Genomic DNA, 18836 nt, shown 5'->3' on the forward strand with positions numbered 1-18836 from the left:
ATAGGATGATATGCATAATCCTATGCGAGAAAGGAGGATTTTCCGATGTCTCACACAATCTTGGTTACTGGCGCAGCCGGTGGTTCGCAGGGATCAACCGGACGCCTGGTCGCACTGTTTCTGCTCCAGCAGAGCATTCCCGTTCGCGCATTCGTCCATAAACTTGACGCCCGGTCCGACGAACTCCGCCAGCAAGGTGCGGAGATCTTCGAGGGCGATCTCCTCAATCCCGCCTCAGTTAAACAGGCTCTGGAAGATGTGCAACGCGCGTACTTCACCTTCCCCGTCGCCGACGGATTACTCGAAGCGGCCACCATCTTCGCTGCAACAGCTCGCGACGCTGGCCTCGAGATGGTGGTGAACAACTCACAGTCTCAGGGCACACCCGATGATCCGGCATTTCGCGATCTCAGATACGCCGCCTCATTCCGAAACCTGCAGCATCGGCTCGCCGATCGCATCTTCGATTGGGCACAAGTCGGGGCCATTCATCTTCAGGCGCCGCCCTATTACGAGAACGTACGCGCTCTTATCGGCCATAGCGTGGCAGAGCAAAACAGCGCGTTTTTACCATGGGGCGACGGTCACGCCGTCATCCCTCTCGTCGGCGCAGAAGACGTAGCCCGCGTAGCCGCAACTCTTCTGGCCGCCTCCGACGTGCCGTCTGAAAGGGTATTCCCTCTGGTGACCGAAACTCTAACAGTGCGCGAGATTGTCGAAACTCTTGGCAGAGCGCTCAGCCGGCTAATTCGCTATGTGCCGATTACGGATGAGCAGTGGGTACAGGCAGTGAAGGAGAGAATCAATCCACACGCTATCGATCATTTGACCCATCTTTGGCAGTACTTCAGGAGAGGTGGAAGCCGCTTCCGCACCACGGATACGATTCGTGCGGTGACTGGCCGAAATCCGCAAACGTTGGAGGAGTACTTTCGAGCGAATGCAGCGTCCTTCGATGCCCAGGCGGCCAGTTCCAGGTCGATCTGAGTCCATCGCAATGAATATGGTTTTCATCATCACAGGAGGTCAAAATGTCACCGCAAGCAATCTTCCAAACGCATCTCGTCTTAGGCTATGTCGCGTGTCTGCTCTGCTTCGGCACCTACATCCTGCCCAGGCTCAAGTTGATGGATTCGTTCAACGCGCAGCGCGTCATTGCCACGATCCACAGCTTCCGATTCTTAGGGCTCGTCTTCATCCTTCCCGATGTTGTTGGCCCAAATTTTCCCGCTTCCTTCGCCACGTTCGCCGCCTACGGTGATCTGGCCACCGGCACGCTCGCCATTCTGGCACTTCTTACCGTAAGGCAACGCCCGCTGTTCTGGTTGTTCGTCGTCGCCTATAACCTTGTGGGCGCGACCGACATCCTCGTCGACTACTACCACGCCATTCGACTCGGCCTTCCTCACCTGGCAGGCCAACTGGGCGCAGCCTATTTCATCCCCATCATCTACGTTCCAATGCTGATGCTTACGCACGTCGTCGCTTTCTATTGGCTCGTGCGCCCTCAGTCCAGGGCAGCTCATGCCATTCCCGACAATATTCTCATCGTTCGCTAAATCACCGAGCGCTCTTGGGATTCGCATAGGAACATCCGATCCCATCACGCGCTCGAAGAGTTCTGCGGAACTGCACCCAATGCGGTAAATTGTTTTCGTGATGAAAAAGTTCATTAACCGCCCGGAAGACGTCGTGCAAGAAATGCTGCAAGGGCTGACGGTGCTTCACCCAGGCTCCTCCACTCTGTCGGGACATAAAGTCGTCGTCCGCGCGAAGAGAGGGCAAGCTGCTGACCGACAGGTTGCAGTGATCTCCGGAGGAGGCAGCGGACATGAGCCCGCGCATATAGGCTACATCGGTGAAGGCATGCTCAGCGCTGCTGTGGTCGGAGAAGTCTTCACTTCGCCAAGCGCTGATTCCGTCTTTTCAGCGATCAAGGCGGTCGCGACAAAATGCGGAGTGTTGCTGGTGGTCAAAAACTACACCGGCGATAGACTGAACTTCGGTCTGGCTGCCGAAATGGCGCGCTCTGAAGGTATTTCTGTCGAAATGATCATCGTGGACGATGACGTTGCCTTGAAGGATGTAGAACAGGCCACGGGTGCGCGCGGTCTCGCTGGGACTGTTTTCATCCACAAGTTGATGGGGGCTGCCGCGGACGAGGGCAAGAGCCTGGCTGAATTAGCAATAGAGGGAAGAGCTGCGGTCGGGTCTTTGGCGACCATGGGTGTTTCGTTTTCGGCGGGCACCTCGCCCACAGTCGGAAAGCCGAGCTTTCAGCTCGGCGAGCGAGAGATGGAACTTGGTCTCGGTATTCATGGAGAGCCAGGGGCAATACGGACGGAACTACAGCCAGCGGACAAATTGACGGAGACATTGCTGACCACAATTCTGAAGCACGGTAAGTTTGGCGACGAAAAGCGCGTGGCTGTGATGCTAAATAATTTAGGGGCAGTTACAGAGATGGAGCTCGCGATCGTGGCCCGCCATGCAAGACCTTTCCTCGAGAACAAAGGAATCACGGTGGAGCGAATCTATGCGGGAACATTCCTCTCGTCGCTTGACATGGCTGGCATCTCGATCTCCGTTCTCGGTGTAAACGATGAGCGGCTGCGTTGGCTCGATGCAGCGACTTCGGCCCCTGGGTGGCCAAACGCCCCGAAACAAAGGCCGGGCAACCCGGAAACGCGAATCGCCACGGCGGTCGATACAAAGGTGAACTCGCCGACCGGCATCGGCGCGCAATCCGAGAAGGGCAGAAAAACAAAGCAGGCCATCGACGCCGCATGCAACGCGCTGATCGCCGCCAAAGATGAACTTACGGAGATGGACCGCGTAACGGGCGACGGCGACCTGGGTATTAGCATGGAGCGCGCAGCCAGGGCTGTGCAGAGCGCGGTGGGGTCGTATCTTTTGGACGATGCTCCCGCCACGCTCAAAGCGCTTGGCCATACTCTACGACTTGAACTTGGTGGATCTTCAGGACCTCTTTACGGAGTGTTTTTCCTGCGTTGCGGCAGTGTTCTGAAGAGCTCAGGGGAAACCGGATTAGCGAAGTGGGCCGACTCGCTCGATCAGGGCTGCCGAGCCATTAGCGAACTTGGCGGCGCGAAGCCGGGCGATCGGTCCATGCTGGATGCTCTGGATCCATTCGTGAAGGCATTGAAGAAGAGTGCCGACGGAAACGTTTCGCGCAAAACAGTTATGGACGCGGTCGAAGCGGCGGAGCGCGGCGCCGAGGCAACGGCCCGGATGAAACCACATGTGGGCCGGTCCAGTTATTTAGGGGATCGCGTGCTCGGCTACCCCGATCCAGGCGCGAAAGCGGTCACCATTTGGTTGCGCTCAGCCTGCGAGGCCCTTGTCGAATAAGCCCGTTATTCGCTAACTCGCCGAGGCAATGGATCAATCTGAAAGCTTCAATCAGCTGCGTCATTTGATCTGCGACTAAAAAGGTCGTATATTGACTTGACGGAAATAATTTTCTGACGAAGACGTTGCCAGGCGGCGACTGCTCTCTGCGGACCAAATGACCTACCTACTTTTGCCAATGCGCCTTCTTCGCGCAGCGGCCGAAGTATGTCTTAAAGGCGAATGACGAATGAATCAGACCTTGTCTCCATGCGGCTTTTACCTTTGCTGCACGACTGTTCTCCTAAGCATTGTTGTTCAGGGAGCGGACGCTTTCGGCTACGCTGGCCAAAATAACGCTCTAAACTCCTCGTGTTCTGTGTCGCCTTCGGCTTCCTTCGCTGACCTTACGATTAAAGTTACCGATCCAACTGGCGCAGTCGTAGACCGGGCAGAGATCGAAGCTCGTTGTGGGGTAACGGTGGTAACCGGTATCACCAGTAGCGATGGTGCCGCGACGATCCATCTGCGCAGCGGGAACTATACTCTTACTTCCAGTGCTCCTGGCTTCGCGAAAAAGACCCTCGAGGTTCACCTTCCTCTCAACGCGCCCCTATCGATAAAGATGGACCTGGGCTCTGCTACCGATATCGTCAACGTCTCTGGCGACAGCGGCTTCGTTCCCTATGCGTCGAACGCTGGATCGAAGACCAATGCGCTGCTCATAGAGGTGCCTCAGTCGATCTCAATCGTCAGCGAGCGAGAGATGGAAGCACGCGGAGTGATTACCGTAAACGAAGCGCTGCGCTATACGCCGGGTATCCAAGCCGATGAGTATGGCGTCGAGCCGCGCTTCGACTGGCTCAAGATTCGTGGCTTCGACGCCCAGACGTTCGGGATCTTTCGTGACGGCATGCGCTTCAACTCCCTCGCCGGCAAGCTCGACCCGTTTGAGCTTGAATCTGTTGAGGTGCTAAAAGGTCCGAGCTCTGTTCTCTACGGTGAACTTCCTCCCGGCGGCCTCATCAATCAGGTCACCAAGCGTCCCAGCGCCGAACGAAGCACGATGATCGAAGCCCAATTCGGCGCCTACGATCGTCGTCAAGGAGCAATCGACTCCACCGGCTCATTCGATCGCGATCAGGTCTTCCGCTACCGCCTGCTCGGACTCATCCGCGACAGTGACACTCAGACCAACTTCACCCCCGACAACCGCCGCTTGATTGCTCCTGCGCTCACCTGGCATCCCAGCGAGCGCACGAACCTCACCGTGCTCGCGGACTACCAGCACGACGGAAGCAAGTGGAGCCAGTTTCTTCCCGCCAACGGAACCCTCTACAACACGAACCCCAACGGCATCATTCCTGTCAGTACCTTCCTCGGCGAACCGGACTATGACAAAGTCACACGCGACCAGGCCTCCATTGGCTATACGGGAGACCACCTCTTTGCCGATGGTTGGAATCTTCACTCCAACTACCGCTATCAGTACATCGACTTCAAGGGCCGCACCATTGTCGGCGCGGGCTTTGACGGCGCAAGTCTCACCGACGTCTCCCGTTATCTCTTTGCCTCACCGAATACGAACCGCTTCAATACCGTGGACACTCGAGCCCTTCGACGTTTCACCACCGGCAAGTGGGAACAGACGGTGCTCTTCGGATACGACTACCAGCACATCGCCCAACGCGCCATGGGGTTCTATCTCTTCGGCGTCGGTGACCTTAACATCTACCATCCCGTCTACGGTCAAACCACGATTCCTACCGGCGCCCCATACCTGAACAACGATAGCGTGCTGCAGCAAAATGGCCTCTACGCACAGGATCAGATTAAGTATGGCAACCACCTGATCTTTACCGTCGGTGGTCGTCAGGACTTCGCCCAGAACGACATCACCAACTTCCTCCCGGCAGGCGCAAACTTCTCGCATCTGGACACACGCTTCACAGGCCGGGTCGGTGTCACCTACCTCACGGACTTTGGCGTGGCCCCTTACTTCGCTTACTCCACTAGCTTTCTTCCCAACGCAGGAACATTCGTCTTCAACGCCTCAACAGGTCTCTCTACCGACCCTGCGGTACCGTCTGACGCACGCCAGATTGAAGGCGGCGTTAAACTGCAACCTCGCACCTCTAACAGCTTCATCACCGCGTCCATATTCCAGATCAACGAGACCAACGTTCTCGTCGCGGACTCGAACTTCAATGAGCACCAGGACGGTGAGGTCCGCTCCCGGGGCTTCGAACTCGAAGCAGTTGCGAGCCTGTCGCAGGGCCTCGACCTCCACGGCGGTTATACATTTACTGCCACAGACAACCTGAACGACGTCACAACGACGAACATCGGTAAGTGGCTCCCTCAAACGCCTCGCAACCAATTCAGTGCACTCGCCGACTACACCCGGAGCGAAGGGCGATTTGCCGGTCTCGGCGGAAACTTCGGTCTTCGTTTCGTGGGCACCAATGCAGCGGACGCGGCCAATTCGTTCTTCATCCCAAACTACACTCTCCTCGATGCCGGTCTCCGCTTCGGCTATCGCCACACGCTCTTCAGCGTCAATGCCACCAACATCGCCGATAAACGTTACGTCGCAACCTGCACCGGACTAACTTCCTGCTACTACGGCTATGCGCGAAACGTGATCGGAACGGCGCAGTACCGTTTCTAATCAGACGAGCATGTCTTTTTTTCACGCGCTAATCCACCATCCTCGCAAGCTATGGCTACGCAGGGCGTTCTTCCAGATCCATCTCTGGGCGGGCGTCCTGCTTTCGCTCTACATTGTGATGATTGCGCTCACAGGTTCCATCCTCGTCTTCCGGACCGAGTTGACGAGAGCTCTACTGCCGAAGACTCTCACGCCTTATACCGCCGAGCGCACCGCGCCGATCGCTGAAATTCTCGATCGCTTCAGGGCCACCTATCCAGACAGTAGACTTGAGAACCTCCAGACGCCATCGCAAGAGACGCCCGTGTTTCTCCTCTTTGCGAAAGACAGTCATCAGCATTCCTTTACGCTCCTGGCAGACCCCGTCACCGCGAATCTCAAGTTGCAGCCGCACACGTGGATCTACTGGACGTACGAGCTGCACGTAAACCTTCTTCTCGGCGAAGCGCACGGCGTGCAAATAAACGGGATAGGCGCTCTGTGTCTCCTCTTGCTCGTCATCACAGGTCTCGTTCTCTGGTGGCCCGGAATCAAAATATGGGCTCGCGGGTTACGCATTGGGTTCAGACACAATTGGCGGCGCATCAACTACGACGCACATAACGCAGTTGGTTTCTGGACTCTCTTCGTCGTCTTCTGGTGGGCACTGTCAGGAATCTACTTCGCTTGGTATCGGCAGGTCACCTCCGTCGTCGCTCTTGTCTCCCCCATTCACGGGATGCTTTCGCCTTCAGTCCTAACGCCGCCGAAGCCTGGTCCCGAGCACGCGTCCCTTGGGCAGATTCTGACTGCCGTCCATCAGGAGTCCCCTCGCGGACGACTCTTCAGCCTAAGCGATCCGCTGCTCACTGGCCCAGTCGTCTATGCCCTCGTCGATCTTCGCGCACCGGGTGACTTCTCTCATCGCGACATCATCACGTTGTCAACGACAGACGCTCGCGTCCTCACCATTTGGCACTACGGTCAGAATCACACCGCTGGCGACTGGATTCTATGGGCCATGCATCCTCTCCACTTCGGCACGTTGTGGGGCATATCCGTTAAGATCCTTTGGGCTCTCTGCGGACTGGCTCTCGCAATCCTCGCGATCACCGGCCTATTGATGTACTGGAATCGCTTTCTTCGCCATCAACTCTAGTGATTAAAGACTTGATCTCGGCAGCGTTGGGACCTACCAGGTTGCCTTCAGTGTTCCGGTTGACTCACAGCGCGGAGGCTGAAGCTAGCGATGGCGGCGGGGCTGGAGTTCGGACGCACCTGGAGCGTGCCGAGGACCTCGATCCGCGAGGTGGTCTGGTCGCGGAGTCGGAAGACGAGGACGCCGGGCTGAACCTCTTTGGCAGAGAGCAAATTGAAGCCTCCGGTTTGCTGCCGTAGTTCAATCTGTGCAGCCGCAGCCGCGGCGAGTGCGACGTTTGGCAGAGCGTTACCGAGAGCAGGGTAGCTTGCCTGATTAAAGGCGGCGAGCCAGCCGTAGAGCAGGCGGCCGGCAGGTGTATCGGGGATAAGACCCACTTGGTCGCCGAAACGCGGCAGACGAACGAGGATTGTGGCATGAACAGGGCTGACGTGATCTCCCCGCCGAGCGGGCACAGGAGCGTCCGCGGGATCGCCGAGTACGATGGTGTCGATCTGCGATGGATCGTCTTTCTCGTCGGCAGCCGAGGCGGCCTCCGTTGCAGCGTTGGCGGAACGACCTGAGCTGCCAGAGGCGAGATGAGCACGACCGTTGTGAGCCAGAGCATAGAGGACCGAGAAGAGCACACCGACGGCGGCTACGATAGCGAGCGCGATGGCGACAGGGCTGAGCCGCTGGCGGCCGGTGATATAGAAGCGGGGAGCGGTCGCAGTGGAAACTCCGGTGTGGAGAGGCTGCTGCATCGTGGGCGGTCCTCAGGCGTCCTGGGGGCGAACCGGGTCGAAGGAGAGGTCCGGCGGCGTTGGCCGCACTTACAGTGTAGACGCGCTGCCAGTAGGTGACGTGAGCTTGATCCGCAGCGAAAGCGAGACCCTGCTCCAAGGGTAGATCTCAGGAGCGCGACGATAGCTCATTCAACACCTGACGTAGCTGCTGTTGCGCAAAGGAATTTTCATCGACTTTTCCGATCGTGATGCGCGCCCAATTGGAATAGGGAGGAAAACTCCTGCCAATATCAACTCCGCGGGCACGCATTGCAGCTGTGACTTCAGGTTGCGGATGACCAGAATTGAAGAAGATGAAATTGGTATGAGAGTTTGTATGCGGCAACTTAAGCTCTTCCAGCGTAGAGATCCATTTGCCTCGTTCATCAATGGTGATGGATCGAATCTGGCGGACGTGGGATGTATCGGCAAGAGCAGCCGAGGCAGCGGCTATATTAAGGCGTCCCAGAGACTCCGCATCCCCGATCCCCTGTTTGCGTAGAGTGACAGCAAGGTCACGCGGAACAAGCGTGTAGCCGATAGGAAGTCCGGCAAGTCCATGAATCTTATCGAAGGTGCGAAACACAAGGACATTCGCACCTTCACGAGTCAAAGATACGGCTGAATGGGTTTCGAAGTCCGGGGTGTATTCAAGGTAAGCTTCATCAACGATTACTGGAGCACGTTGTGAAACGTCGCGAAGAAATTTCTTGAATGCATTGTCTTCGCTTATGGTGCCTGTAGGATTGTGGGGGTTAATCAGGTAGAGAGCTCGCGTCTTGTCGTTGACCTTCGCCGCCAATGCTGGCAAATCATTTTCATACTTTTCGTTCAAAGGTACTGCTACCCCAACTCCTCCGACCCGTGAGGCCGCATTGATAAGCGCGAGATACCCGGGTGTTGAGTATACGAATTCACCGCCAGGACCTTTCTCGCTTCCGAAGTAGAGACCGAGTTCTCCCAGGATTTCTCCTAACACCACTTGTTCCACGGAGACGCGTTCGTAAGCCGCAATCTGTTCTGCGAATGCCTGGGCAGCCTTTGCATCAGCGTAACGGGAGAGGCGGGGCAGCTCATCTCTCAAAGCAACTTCGACGTTGGGTGACGGACCAAATGCGTTTTCGTTCAGGTTAAGGTGAATTATTTCTCCGGATCCCTGCGCGTGCGGAGTCGCAATCGCCGACGTTGGAAAGAAACTCGCCCCCAGGGCGAGACTAGAGTTTTTCAAAAGAGACCTGCGAGTGAGCACTGATTGCATTTTTTCCTCTTACAGATAAGTGTCCTAGTTGAGTTCAATAAGTTATATGCAGACCAAGCTGAAGGTAGCGCGGGAAGTTGGACTGTGCCGTTATTGCACCGAAGTTTGCGCTTCCGAAAGCGGTGTTTGGGCCTGCAAATAAAGGCGTATTGAAAGTGTTGAAGGTCTGCGCGCGGAACTGGACATTCAGCCTGTCGCGAATCAAAACGCTCTTGAAGAGGGAGATGTCCCAGTTTTCATAGCCGGGACCTCGCAACGACAGGGTGCGTGGAGCGTTGCCGAAGGAGTAAGCCGCAGAGGTTGTGAATGCTGCCTGGTTGATATATCCGTTTAGCCGATCATAGAGGGTGCCTTTGGTCCCGAGTGCGACTCCCGATACAAGATTTGGACGTTGCACACCGTTACCGGCAATAGTGTTGTTGGGATTGCTGCTCTGATGGATGGAAACGGGAAAACCACTCTGGAAGGTGGGCAAAACGTTCAACTGCCATCTGCCGATGATATCGTCACCCCAACGAGTACCAGTTGAGAAGCGCTCTCCTCTGCCGAACGGAAGATCGTAAAGAACGCCAGCGACGAATCGATACGGAACATCAGTGACGGAGTGAGCATATTCGGCTTCGAGGTCGTATACGTTCTGGGGTGCGGAGATGCCTGAACTCTGAATGCTGTTCGCCGTGGCGAAGGAAGAATCCATATTGCGTGACCAGGTGAAGGAGGTCACAAGATTTAAACCGTGACCTGCGCGTTTTTCTGCCTTGATCAGAAGCGCGTTATAGTTCGCGTGCGCAGAGCTGACGAAGAGATTCACGGAAGTGAATTGTGAGAATGGACGTAGCGTTTGCGACCGCGCCACTGTGGCTTGACCTATGATTCCAGGTCCACCCGCGACATAGTTTGGATTTGGCACCTCATCGCTGAGAGAGCTGCCGAGGCTGAAGTTTGATGGATCGAGCTGATTGAAATTGATGGGCGTGCTACCGGTGGGAGAAGGGTTGAGATTGATTGATCGCGATCCTATATAAGAGGCATCGAGCGCGATATGGCCGGGCAACTCCTGCTCGACTCCGACCGAAAACTGTTGAACGAGTGGAGCATGAAGGTTCTGATCGTAGCTCGTAACCGAATTGCCGATTCCTGTGAATAGCCGGGCAGAGTTTCCAATTGGCTTTTGGAGTCCTGCAGGGAATGGATTGTTGATCGAGCCCGCCGACGTCTGGTTATCGTCGAAGCTGGCCACATACGAGTTAGCCGCGGTGTAACCTGGCGCTAATGCACCGATTGGGTCATAACGTAACGGGGCGTAGAGAATGCCATATCCGCCACGGAGAACAGTCTTCGTCCTGATTTGATACGAGGCGCCAAGACGCGGAGCAAACTTAAGAAGAGATAGATCGCCAATGTCACGGCGATTGCCGTCCACACCCGCAAACAGGATTCCGCCTGTCACCGTAGCGCCATTTGCCAGCTGAGAGGTCGCGGTGCGATCGAAGCCAACCGCAAGCTGATTGTGATCTTCTTTCAACCCTGTTTCCCCCTCGTATCGAAGCCCGAGGTTAAGCGTAAGCCGCGGTGTGACTCGCCAGTCGTCCTGCGCGAAGACAGCGAAGTAGTCCAGGTAGGTATTAAGCCGCGTGGTGAGATCGACTTCTCCGGAGACAGGGTAGCCAAGCAGGAGATCAGCCAGATCGGACCCGGAGCCGTCGCCGGAGGCATTCGGACCCGACTGAGTAAATGCGCCTGAGAATGTATAGGTACCAGGAGCGTTGCTGAAATCCTGAAAGTCCATACGGATGCGGCGGTATTCCGCTCCAAAGGTCAGATTATGACGACGCTCCGTCCTGGCAAGCGTTCCATTTATGATTTGCGACTTCCAATTGTCGAGCGAACTGGTGTTCTGACCTAGTTGCGAGAAGTTACGCAAAAAAATAGTTGGAAAGAACTTGGACTGGATCTGTGATGAGTACGAAGCGGGGAATCCAAGTACGGCGGGGTCGAAGCCCTGACTAACTTCCGCGATAAGGTTGGGAAAGCGATTATTACCGTAACGCGCAGTCACAACCGTCTTGGGATTCAGAATCCAGGTGCTATTGATTTGAACGGCGTCGACCTGACGATGATATGTGTAGGAATAGCTCCCAGGCAGGGTGCCGAGTGGGTTTCCCAGAGGCTGCAAGGCTTCGTAAAAGATGTAAGAGCCGCTGATGTTCCACCATGGACGAATCTGCTGGTCAAGCTTCACTGTTACTTCCTGTGCGTGGTCGCGCACATCATCCGTTCCTGTGAAGTTGTATTGTCCCGTTGGAGTACTCAGCTGGGGAAGTGGATAGTAAGAGGCGATATTTTTTGCCTACTGTACTAAGTTGACCGACAGGGATCTTGTTCCCGGCAAACGGTGTTCGATGGGTGCCGGCTGAATCGGTGAAGGTTTTAGTCGGATCGTAGATTACGTTCAACGAGCCGTCAGCGTTATGGCTTTTTGAAAAGTCTCCCATACGCTCGAGCGCGGTGGGGACTGCAAAACTCTCGGTGTAAGGAGAGGTCTGGATATACCCTTCCGAACCAATCCAGAAGAAGCTCTTGTTCCTGCCATCGTAGACATGTGGGATAACGACGGGGCCTCCGAGTGAAGCTCCCCAGTTGTAGTAGGGACTGTCAGGCCGCGGAACACCCTCACGGTTGGCAAAGAAATCATTTGCAAGCCACGAACTCTGTCGCGTCTCGCCAAAGACCGAGCCATGAATACTGTTCGAACCTGAACGCAGAAGTGTGTTGAAGACTCCTCCGCCAGTGCGTCCAACTTGTGCGTCGTATGTGTTTGCCTGAATTTTAACATCTTGTATGGATTCGATCGTCGGAATGACGATGGGGCGATTGTTTGTGTCCGTGATTGGTACGCCATCGACGAGGTAAAGATTTGCAGCAACGGGTCCACCCGCAACCGATGTCGTTGACGTACCGTTCTGGTCTGCGAAGCGGATAAATTGCGGATTACCCGTATTCACGAAAACCCCCGAAAGCTTTGCCGTAATGTATGGATTGCGACCGAGGACGGGTAAATCTTCAAGCCGCCGCTGGTCCAGGTCCGTGCTGACGGATGCGGTCGACGAGTCTACCAGCGGAGCGTCAGCAGATACTTGGACGACGCTATTTGCTGTACCTAGGGTGAGCGAAATATCGAGTGTCAAAAAATCCTGCGTCTCCAGGACGATGTGAGTGCGTTCCGCAGGACTGAATCCTCCCACTGTAACTTGAAGACCATATATCGAGGGCTTCAGAGCACTGAAATTGTAGGTACCAGCGCTATCGGATGTTGTGTTGCGTGTCTGATGTGTACTATCGTCCGTGAGTGTGATGGAAGCGCCCGCAACAGAAGCACCTCCGGGATCTGTAATGGAGCCGCGGACTCCACCACTATAGGTCTGCGCGATTGCCGGCAGATTCAGCGCAAGCAGAAGCACCAACAGGGTAGAAAGCTGACGGACGTTTAGACGTGAGTCTTTGCTTTGAGAGGAAGCCATGAGACGGTTCTCCTGAGAATGTGCTGCCGTTATGCAGACGAGTCGACACTGAACAGAGGCAACGCCACGCCCTATTAGCAAAAGGGTCGTGCGGTCAAAAGACTTGCCTGATGAGATTTATGAGGAGAGGGCTAGCAACAACAACGGACGGAAACGCCACTCAACTCGACAGGAAGGCCCTGCGAGGAGCGACAACAATGAAGCACATTGAGGATGCGCATAGCGACAGCATAGTCTTGAACATCGCGTTGGTCAATAGCATACGCAAGCCTGTTCGTCCAGCGGCCCAAGCCGATTTCTTAGCAGAAGAAAAGAGGCCGGACGAAACAGCCATTTTGGATAGTTCAAATGAATCACGCGAGGGAAGCAGTCCTCGTTGTTGTCACCTCATGCGGCCGCGCTAAAGCCATTCAGAGGGCGAAAGAGCCTTAGGTCAAGCCTGAATTGTGAATGGTATAAGCTTTTGCTCTGGTATCGGAACCGATCGCATGCGAATCTTCGTTTGGCGAAACATCGTATACGTATCGATGCTGTCGTGTCTGGCGGCGCTGACTCTGGACGCCGCGACTCAGAAGAAGCCCTCGGAGAAACAGACAGTAGAGAACGCCGAGCTGCTTCAGCCTCCGTCGTTTGGTGGTCAGTCGGTCGAGGTGGCCGTTGCGCTGTATGTCACGGATTTCGTCGCCATCGACGAGACAAAAGAGACATTTGAGGTGAGCGGATACCTCACAGCGAAATGGAAAGATCCCAGGCTTGCTTGGCCGATCGCTACAACGGATCAGAAGAAGAGAGGTTATCGATTAGGTGAGATCTGGGCCCCATCAATCGAGTCGGCGAATACGATCTCACATAAGGCAATGCAGTATTGGCTTACTGCCGACAAAGATGGTGTAGTCACATACGTGGAGCGCTTCGATTCGATCGTATCGAATAACTTCGACTTTCGCAGGTTTCCTTTCGACACACAGTTACTTCGGCTCGAATTTCACACCTTCTTCACTTCGGATGAAGACGTTCGCTTCGCTTTTCAGCCTTTGCCTTCGACCGGGATAAGTCGCGACCGGGACACGGAACTCTCAGGCTGGAGTTCAGGGGAAGTGAAGTACACGGTGGACAGGGTCAGAGGGGGACTCAATTTGCCGTCGACAAACGAGGCCGTGTTTCAGATTGCGATGAAGCGGCGATCAGGCTTCTACATCTGGAAGATTCTCGTGCCTCTCGTGATGCTCGCGCTCATTCCAGGCGTGGTGTTCTGGATCGACGCAGAGATGTTTGACTGGCTGCTGAAGATCCCGATGACGATGATGCTGTCGATGGTGGCATTCGAATTCACGATTGCGCGCGATCTGCCGCGCATCGGCTACGTCTCGTTTCTGGATGCGGTCTTCCTGGCCAGCTTTACACTTTGCTTTCTCTGCATCTTTGAGATATTGGGCGTATTTCTTCTGCAGAAGCATGGGAAGCGAGAGCGGGCAGTGAAGCTGCATAGAATGGGACGATGGGCATATCCTCTGACCTATCTCCTTGTGATCGCCCTCCTCGCACTCGGATTTTTGGCCTGATGCTATGCATGCGCACACTCGTAGGAGCTGCCGGGCGTTTTCAGACTGATGAAACGGACGCCAACCTTATCAAATTCTTCCGCTAAGAGTTCATAGCGATGGTCGACAAAGAAGGGCTTGGCTTGCCCGTCGTGGACAGGGATCACGACCTGCGGGCGCATGCGCTGGACGAACCCCGACATCTCCATCTCGTTCTCCCAGGGCGCCTTGATGGGAAGCAGAAGGACGGGGGTACCGGCGAAACGATCGAGAGCGCCAGAAAAGGAATCGCCAGGGTTGAGGACCATGTCGTTGACGAGGAAGGCGGTGTTGGAGGGCGGTTCGCCGCTGAGAATGGACGCGTGAAGGGCAGCTACTGCGGTGACCCGGAAATTTCCGATGGTTCGCTCACCATCTTCAAAGAGCGATGCCCGAATGTCGGCGGATGCCAGTTCAGTGGCAGTCGGTTTGTTGGTGAGGAGCTCCGCCTGTGGATTTGCGTCAAGGATTTTTCTAAGGGAGCCAGCGTCCAGGTGATCCGGATGCCCATGACTGAGAAGGATCGCGGTAAGATTCTGGAACTGGCCGGGCTGGACAAGACCTTCGACGAAGCAAAACTTACCTGGGTCAAAGAGGATGCGTGAGTCAGCCTGTTCGATCAGTACACAAGAGTGGATGAACTTCGAGATGCGCATGGAGGGTTCTCCGACGCCGGAAGCAGAATACTGGAAATAGCGTTGCTCAAAACAATTAGCGTTCTATTTGACAGCCGCCAGCTAGTGTCAGATTGAAAGCTATTTCGTACTGGAGAGCCGATTTCGAGCTGAATTTACAAAGATATTTTGTACTGGACTCAGAGCTATTGGATACCCGATGGGATTCTTCAATGATATTGAATACTGGCTTCACGGTAGGCAAATGTGCAACAAGCCGGTCATGCACACTCGTACCCGTGTAACGCCGATTCTGTTTCGTGTCGATCAGCCCAACGCTTGTTGCGGAAGTGAATAGAGAAGATTCCGACTTGAGAGAGCCGATCAGCGTTTGAAACTACGCCAAATGGTAAAGAGCAGGAGCGCAGCAGCCGGCGCCGGGACCATCACTATTTTCGGAAGCTTAGTAAAACGCCAATCAGAAGGACAAGAACGAAAGCAGCCTGGACTTAACTGCCGCCATAACGACTCGCGCGATCGCCAACAAATACACACTGCATTCCACCAAGACCAGTTATACCCGTCAGCACCTTCTGGTCAGCGACGATGTGGGACGCTGGCTCGTATTGGTCCCGAATCCAATTCACCGTTATGCTCTCAGCGATCTCAGCGGCATGAATCACGACATAGATCACTGACGACGTACATTCAGAGCGCTCGCCAGGCGCAGACAAAAAGCCAATTGGCTCTCGGCACCAAGCAGGGCGGGTTCGGATCGCACTGCGCCTCTAATCTCCAAAGAAGGAAGTCGCCGCTGGTTTTGGACGCCGTTAGCAGTGAAAGTGCTGTAGGCAGCGACCTCCCGAACAGAGAATCGCCGCTAGACACCGTATTGAGTTGCCCGATGGTGCTGATAAGCTGCGCGCGCTTGAGCGTATTGCGATGCCAAGACCGGATTAGGTGAGGCTGTTCGTTGGTCATCGAGCCTGCTGCAACGATCGCAGATTTGGATGAAGGTCTCCGGCGAGCCCATTTCGCCGCGAGCGGCGAAGATGGCCTGAATGCAAGCGCCGAGACAGCCAGCCTCTTCTTCAAGAGGAACGTGCACATCTGTGCCACTGGCGTCAGCCAGGAGCTGACGCCAGTGCGCAGAACGTGACCCGCCTCCGATAAGCAGAATACGTTTCGCGCTTGTGCCATCCAGGATGAGATCGAGGCCTTCAAGAATGCCGAAGCTGACTCCTTCGATCGTCGCACGGATGAGATTTTCTGGAGTTAAGTTAGATGCGGAGATTCCGAGAAGAGATCCCTGTGCGGACGGGAGGTCGGGGGTACGTTCACCGTTGAGGAAGGGAATGAAGGTCAGGGCATCCGCTCCGGGGCGCGTGGTGGCGAGAGCCGATTCAATATCAATGACTGTACGGCCAAGCGTATCCAGAATCTGCGTCACGACATTGGTTGCGTTCATGGTGCAGACGAGCGGAAGCCAGCCGTTGGACGAGGAGCAGAAGGGAGCGATGCTAGGATTCGGGCTGGCTGTCGGCTTATTGCGGAAAGAGTAAACGGTGGCCGAAGTGCCAAGGCTCATCGTGACGACACCCTCAATTACATTACCGGTGCCTATCGCTCCCATCATGTTGTCTCCGCCGCCGCTGGCGACAAGACAGGCGTTGGAGATCCCGAGATCGGCCGCTACATCTGGCTTTACAGCGCCGATGATTCGCTGCGCGGGAACGAGGGTCGGGAGAGCGCGAAGGAGATGGCCAGTACCCTGGTCGATTGAGGCAAGGACCTCAGCGGCCCAGGTGCGATTACGGACATCGAAGTATCCGGTCCCAGAGGCATCTCCGTACTCCGCAAAGAGATTGCCGGTAAGCCAGAAGTTGAGGTACTCGTGGGGAAGGAGAATGTGGCGGATTCTGGCGAAGTTTTCTGGTTCCCGCTGCCGTAGCCAGAGCAACTTTGATACGGTGTATCCGGTGAGGGGGATGATGCCGAAGCGCTCGAAGAAGGCTTGCTGGCCTCCGAAGCGGGCGATCAGTTCCTCGTTCTGCGGTGCGGTTTCGGTGTCGTTCCAGAGCTTGGCGGGACGAATGACCTGCATGCGCTCGTCGAGGATGACCAGGCCATGCTGCTGGCCTGAGACTGCGAGGGCTTCGATGGGTTGGCCCGAAGCTTGTGCTACCGCTTGCTTGACTGAGAGCCGGAGGGCTTCAATCCACCATTGAGGATCCTGCTCGCGGGCGCCGGAGGGTCGCTGGATGACTTGGTGCGTAGCATGTCCTCGACCGTGCGCGATGCCCTGCTCATCGATCAGGAGAGCCTTTGTCCCTTGCGTGCCGCAATCGATGCCTAGATACATAGGATGTGAGTCTCGTGATTGTGTACGTTGAGTGGGTTTAGTTACCAGTCTCGGAGCGCTTGCTTGCGTTTGATTTATCTTTCGCGCCGCGGCGGGATGAGCTGTGATAGCCGGAGTGCCGCTGGAGTGCGATGGCGGCAGCTCCACGAAGGCGAGCCATCTCTCCTCCAGTTGTGATCTCGAGGCGAGGTGCAGAGCCTGCGAGAATTCCGGATACCAACTCGTCCTGCACGATGGACCCGAAGCTAGACCACGCTGTGGTGAGAGCGCCGGTGATGAGGATGAGTTCCGGAGAAAGGGCCGCGGTGACCAGACGTAGGCCTTGTCCGAGATGCAGGGCCTGCTTCTGTATCGCTTTGATAGCGAGTGGATCACCCTCTTCGGCGAGGTGCATGAGGTTTTGGATGAAGGTGACGTTTGCGTTTGGATTGAGTTCTGAGTAAAAGCGCAGGGCCGCGTCGGATGAAGCGAGTGTCTCCCAGCAACCGCGTTTGCCGCAGCCGCAGAGAGGGCCGGCAGGGTCTACCGGGATGTGGCCGAACTCGCCAGCTAGTCCGTTGAGGCCCGAGACGATCTGTCCGTTGGCGAAGATCGCGGTGCCAAGGCCTTCGGAGAGGCTGACCAGCACGGCATTGCGCGTTTTATCCATGCGGCCAAACCAGAGTTCGGAGAGCAGGCAGGCGGTCGCATCGTTGTCGAGTTCGACCTGAAGGCGCAGCTTCTTCTGGATCGCTCCCTTGATGTCGTAGTCCGTCCATTTGAGATTAGGGGCGAGAATGAGATGGTTTGTCTTTGGATGGACGCGACCCGGCACGCTGATTCCGATGCCTTCAAAGGTTTTATGTGGGAAGCGATCGCGCATGGCCTGCATGGTGTCGACCATACCGGCGACGGATCGTTCGGGATCCGAGAAGATGCTGATCTCTTCGTGCGCGAGCATGCGACCGTTGAGGTCGATAATGGCTAGGATTGCCCTGCGTGGCCGCAGGTCGGCTACCAACATGACGAGATTGTCGTTGAGCGAGAGCATGGTCGGGCGGCGGCCGCGCGGCCTGCGGGCTACGGCACCCTCAACGATCCAAGTTTCCTGTAGAAGTTGCTCGACGATATTGGAGACGGTGCTAGGCTGCAAGCCAGAGACGCGTGAAAGGTCAGCACGCGAGATGGGCTGTTTGGAACGAACGATCTCCAATACGATGTCGCGGTTGATGTCACGAGCGATCTCGCTCGATGCAAGTTCAACATAGGCGAGGTCTACGCGCCGGAAACCTTTGTCGACGTTCTCTGTTCTTTCTTTAGTAGGCATAATGCGCTCGCACGAGCTGAGAGTTCATCAGTGCTCCATAGCGGGAGTGCTGTTCCCGTAGATTGGCGTATCTCGACTTTGCAGGGATGGGTGTGAGGTCCCTGAGTTAATAAAATCGCAAGAACTATTTCTTCGAGATCCAGTATAGCGGTGCGCCGTGGCGATTTGTAGAGATAACTGGAAAGGTCTCAAAAGGATCGGAAAAAATCGCCAGACCCCTAGTTCTGTGCGGCCACCGTGATGATAAGGGTGTTGGGTAATCTGATCTCGA

The 18836-nt window shown here is 55.7% G+C and carries 13 protein-coding genes; 6 read left to right on the plus strand and 7 right to left on the minus strand.

What is annotated here, in order from left to right; genetic code table 11:
* The first annotated feature begins 45 nt into the window (after positions 1-45).
* The 5 genes from RBB77_RS01295 to RBB77_RS01315 all read left to right on the plus strand — a co-directional run bounded on the left by RBB77_RS01295 (position 46) and on the right by RBB77_RS01315 (position 7160).
* The gene (locus tag RBB77_RS01295; protein ID WP_353064377.1) at positions 46-987 is read left to right on the plus strand and encodes an NmrA family NAD(P)-binding protein; all 942 of its coding nucleotides are present in this window, start codon (positions 46-48) and stop codon (positions 985-987) included.
* A 44-nt stretch (positions 988-1031) separates the two neighbouring features.
* Entirely contained in the window at positions 1032-1559 is a 528-nt protein-coding gene (locus RBB77_RS01300; RefSeq protein ID WP_353064378.1) for a hypothetical protein, read from the plus strand.
* 100 nt (positions 1560-1659) lie between these two features.
* Entirely contained in the window at positions 1660-3372 is a 1713-nt protein-coding gene (gene dhaL, locus RBB77_RS01305) for a dihydroxyacetone kinase subunit DhaL (RefSeq protein WP_353064379.1), read from the plus strand.
* A 229-nt stretch (positions 3373-3601) separates the two neighbouring features.
* A complete protein-coding gene (locus tag RBB77_RS01310; protein WP_353064380.1) occupies positions 3602-6022 on the plus strand; it encodes a TonB-dependent siderophore receptor in 2421 nt (806 codons plus the stop codon).
* Positions 6023-6032: 10 nt separating this feature from the next.
* A complete protein-coding gene (locus RBB77_RS01315; protein WP_353064381.1) occupies positions 6033-7160 on the plus strand; it encodes a PepSY-associated TM helix domain-containing protein in 1128 nt (375 codons plus the stop codon).
* Positions 7161-7207: 47 nt separating this feature from the next.
* Here RBB77_RS01315 and RBB77_RS01320 read toward each other — a convergent pair whose 3' ends face one another.
* From RBB77_RS01320 to RBB77_RS01335, 4 genes are all read right to left on the minus strand, one after another.
* Positions 7208-7903, minus strand: a complete 696-nt coding sequence (locus RBB77_RS01320) for a hypothetical protein (RefSeq protein ID WP_353064382.1) — start codon at positions 7901-7903, stop codon at positions 7208-7210.
* Between the two features lie 148 nt (positions 7904-8051).
* Positions 8052-9182 (minus strand): pyridoxal phosphate-dependent aminotransferase, encoded by a 1131-nt coding sequence (locus RBB77_RS01325; protein ID WP_353064383.1) that lies wholly within the window; start codon positions 9180-9182, stop codon positions 8052-8054.
* A 34-nt stretch (positions 9183-9216) separates the two neighbouring features.
* A complete protein-coding gene (locus RBB77_RS01330; RefSeq protein ID WP_353064384.1) occupies positions 9217-11424 on the minus strand; it encodes a hypothetical protein in 2208 nt (735 codons plus the stop codon).
* 28 nt (positions 11425-11452) lie between these two features.
* Positions 11453-12703 carry a TonB-dependent receptor gene (locus RBB77_RS01335; RefSeq protein WP_353064385.1) on the minus strand — a complete coding sequence of 417 codons (1251 nt, stop codon included), beginning with the start codon at positions 12701-12703 and terminating at the stop codon, positions 11453-11455.
* 488 nt (positions 12704-13191) lie between these two features.
* On the opposite strand from RBB77_RS01335, the gene RBB77_RS01340 reads away from it, so the two are divergent.
* Positions 13192-14265 carry a hypothetical protein gene (locus RBB77_RS01340; RefSeq protein ID WP_353064386.1) on the plus strand — a complete coding sequence of 358 codons (1074 nt, stop codon included), beginning with the start codon at positions 13192-13194 and terminating at the stop codon, positions 14263-14265.
* Between the two features lie 2 nt (positions 14266-14267).
* On the opposite strand, the gene RBB77_RS01345 is transcribed toward RBB77_RS01340, so the two are convergent.
* The 3 genes from RBB77_RS01345 to RBB77_RS01355 all read right to left on the minus strand — a co-directional run bounded on the left by RBB77_RS01345 (position 14268) and on the right by RBB77_RS01355 (position 18565).
* Positions 14268-14939: an MBL fold metallo-hydrolase gene (locus RBB77_RS01345; protein ID WP_353064387.1), complete on the minus strand. Its 672-nt coding sequence runs from the start codon at positions 14937-14939 to the stop codon at positions 14268-14270.
* Positions 14940-15777: 838 nt separating this feature from the next.
* Complete coding sequence (gene xylB, locus RBB77_RS01350; protein WP_353064388.1) at positions 15778-17259, minus strand: xylulokinase; 1482 nt, start codon at positions 17257-17259, stop codon at positions 15778-15780.
* Between the two features lie 37 nt (positions 17260-17296).
* Positions 17297-18565, minus strand: a complete 1269-nt coding sequence (locus RBB77_RS01355) for an ROK family transcriptional regulator (RefSeq protein WP_353064389.1) — start codon at positions 18563-18565, stop codon at positions 17297-17299.
* Between the last annotated feature and the right edge of the window lie 271 nt (positions 18566-18836).

The sequence above is a fragment of the Tunturibacter psychrotolerans genome (genome assembly GCF_040359615.1).
Taxonomy (GTDB): Bacteria; Acidobacteriota; Terriglobia; order Terriglobales; family Acidobacteriaceae; genus Edaphobacter; species Edaphobacter psychrotolerans.

Coding starts and splice junctions, on each gene's coding strand:
- RBB77_RS01315 (WP_353064381.1), top strand. CDS start 6,033: ATGTCTTTTTTTCACGCGCTAATCCACCATCCTCGCAAGCTATGGCTA.
- dhaL (WP_353064379.1), top strand. CDS start 1,660: ATGAAAAAGTTCATTAACCGCCCGGAAGACGTCGTGCAAGAAATGCTG.
- RBB77_RS01335 (WP_353064385.1), bottom strand. CDS start 12,703: ATGGCTTCCTCTCAAAGCAAAGACTCACGTCTAAACGTCCGTCAGCTT.
- RBB77_RS01310 (WP_353064380.1), top strand. CDS start 3,602: ATGAATCAGACCTTGTCTCCATGCGGCTTTTACCTTTGCTGCACGACT.
- RBB77_RS01295 (WP_353064377.1), top strand. CDS start 46: ATGTCTCACACAATCTTGGTTACTGGCGCAGCCGGTGGTTCGCAGGGA.
- RBB77_RS01340 (WP_353064386.1), top strand. CDS start 13,192: ATGCGAATCTTCGTTTGGCGAAACATCGTATACGTATCGATGCTGTCG.
- RBB77_RS01300 (WP_353064378.1), top strand. CDS start 1,032: ATGTCACCGCAAGCAATCTTCCAAACGCATCTCGTCTTAGGCTATGTC.
- RBB77_RS01355 (WP_353064389.1), bottom strand. CDS start 18,565: ATGCCTACTAAAGAAAGAACAGAGAACGTCGACAAAGGTTTCCGGCGC.
- RBB77_RS01320 (WP_353064382.1), bottom strand. CDS start 7,903: ATGCAGCAGCCTCTCCACACCGGAGTTTCCACTGCGACCGCTCCCCGC.
- xylB (WP_353064388.1), bottom strand. CDS start 17,259: ATGTATCTAGGCATCGATTGCGGCACGCAAGGGACAAAGGCTCTCCTG.
- RBB77_RS01325 (WP_353064383.1), bottom strand. CDS start 9,182: ATGCAATCAGTGCTCACTCGCAGGTCTCTTTTGAAAAACTCTAGTCTC.
- RBB77_RS01345 (WP_353064387.1), bottom strand. CDS start 14,939: ATGCGCATCTCGAAGTTCATCCACTCTTGTGTACTGATCGAACAGGCT.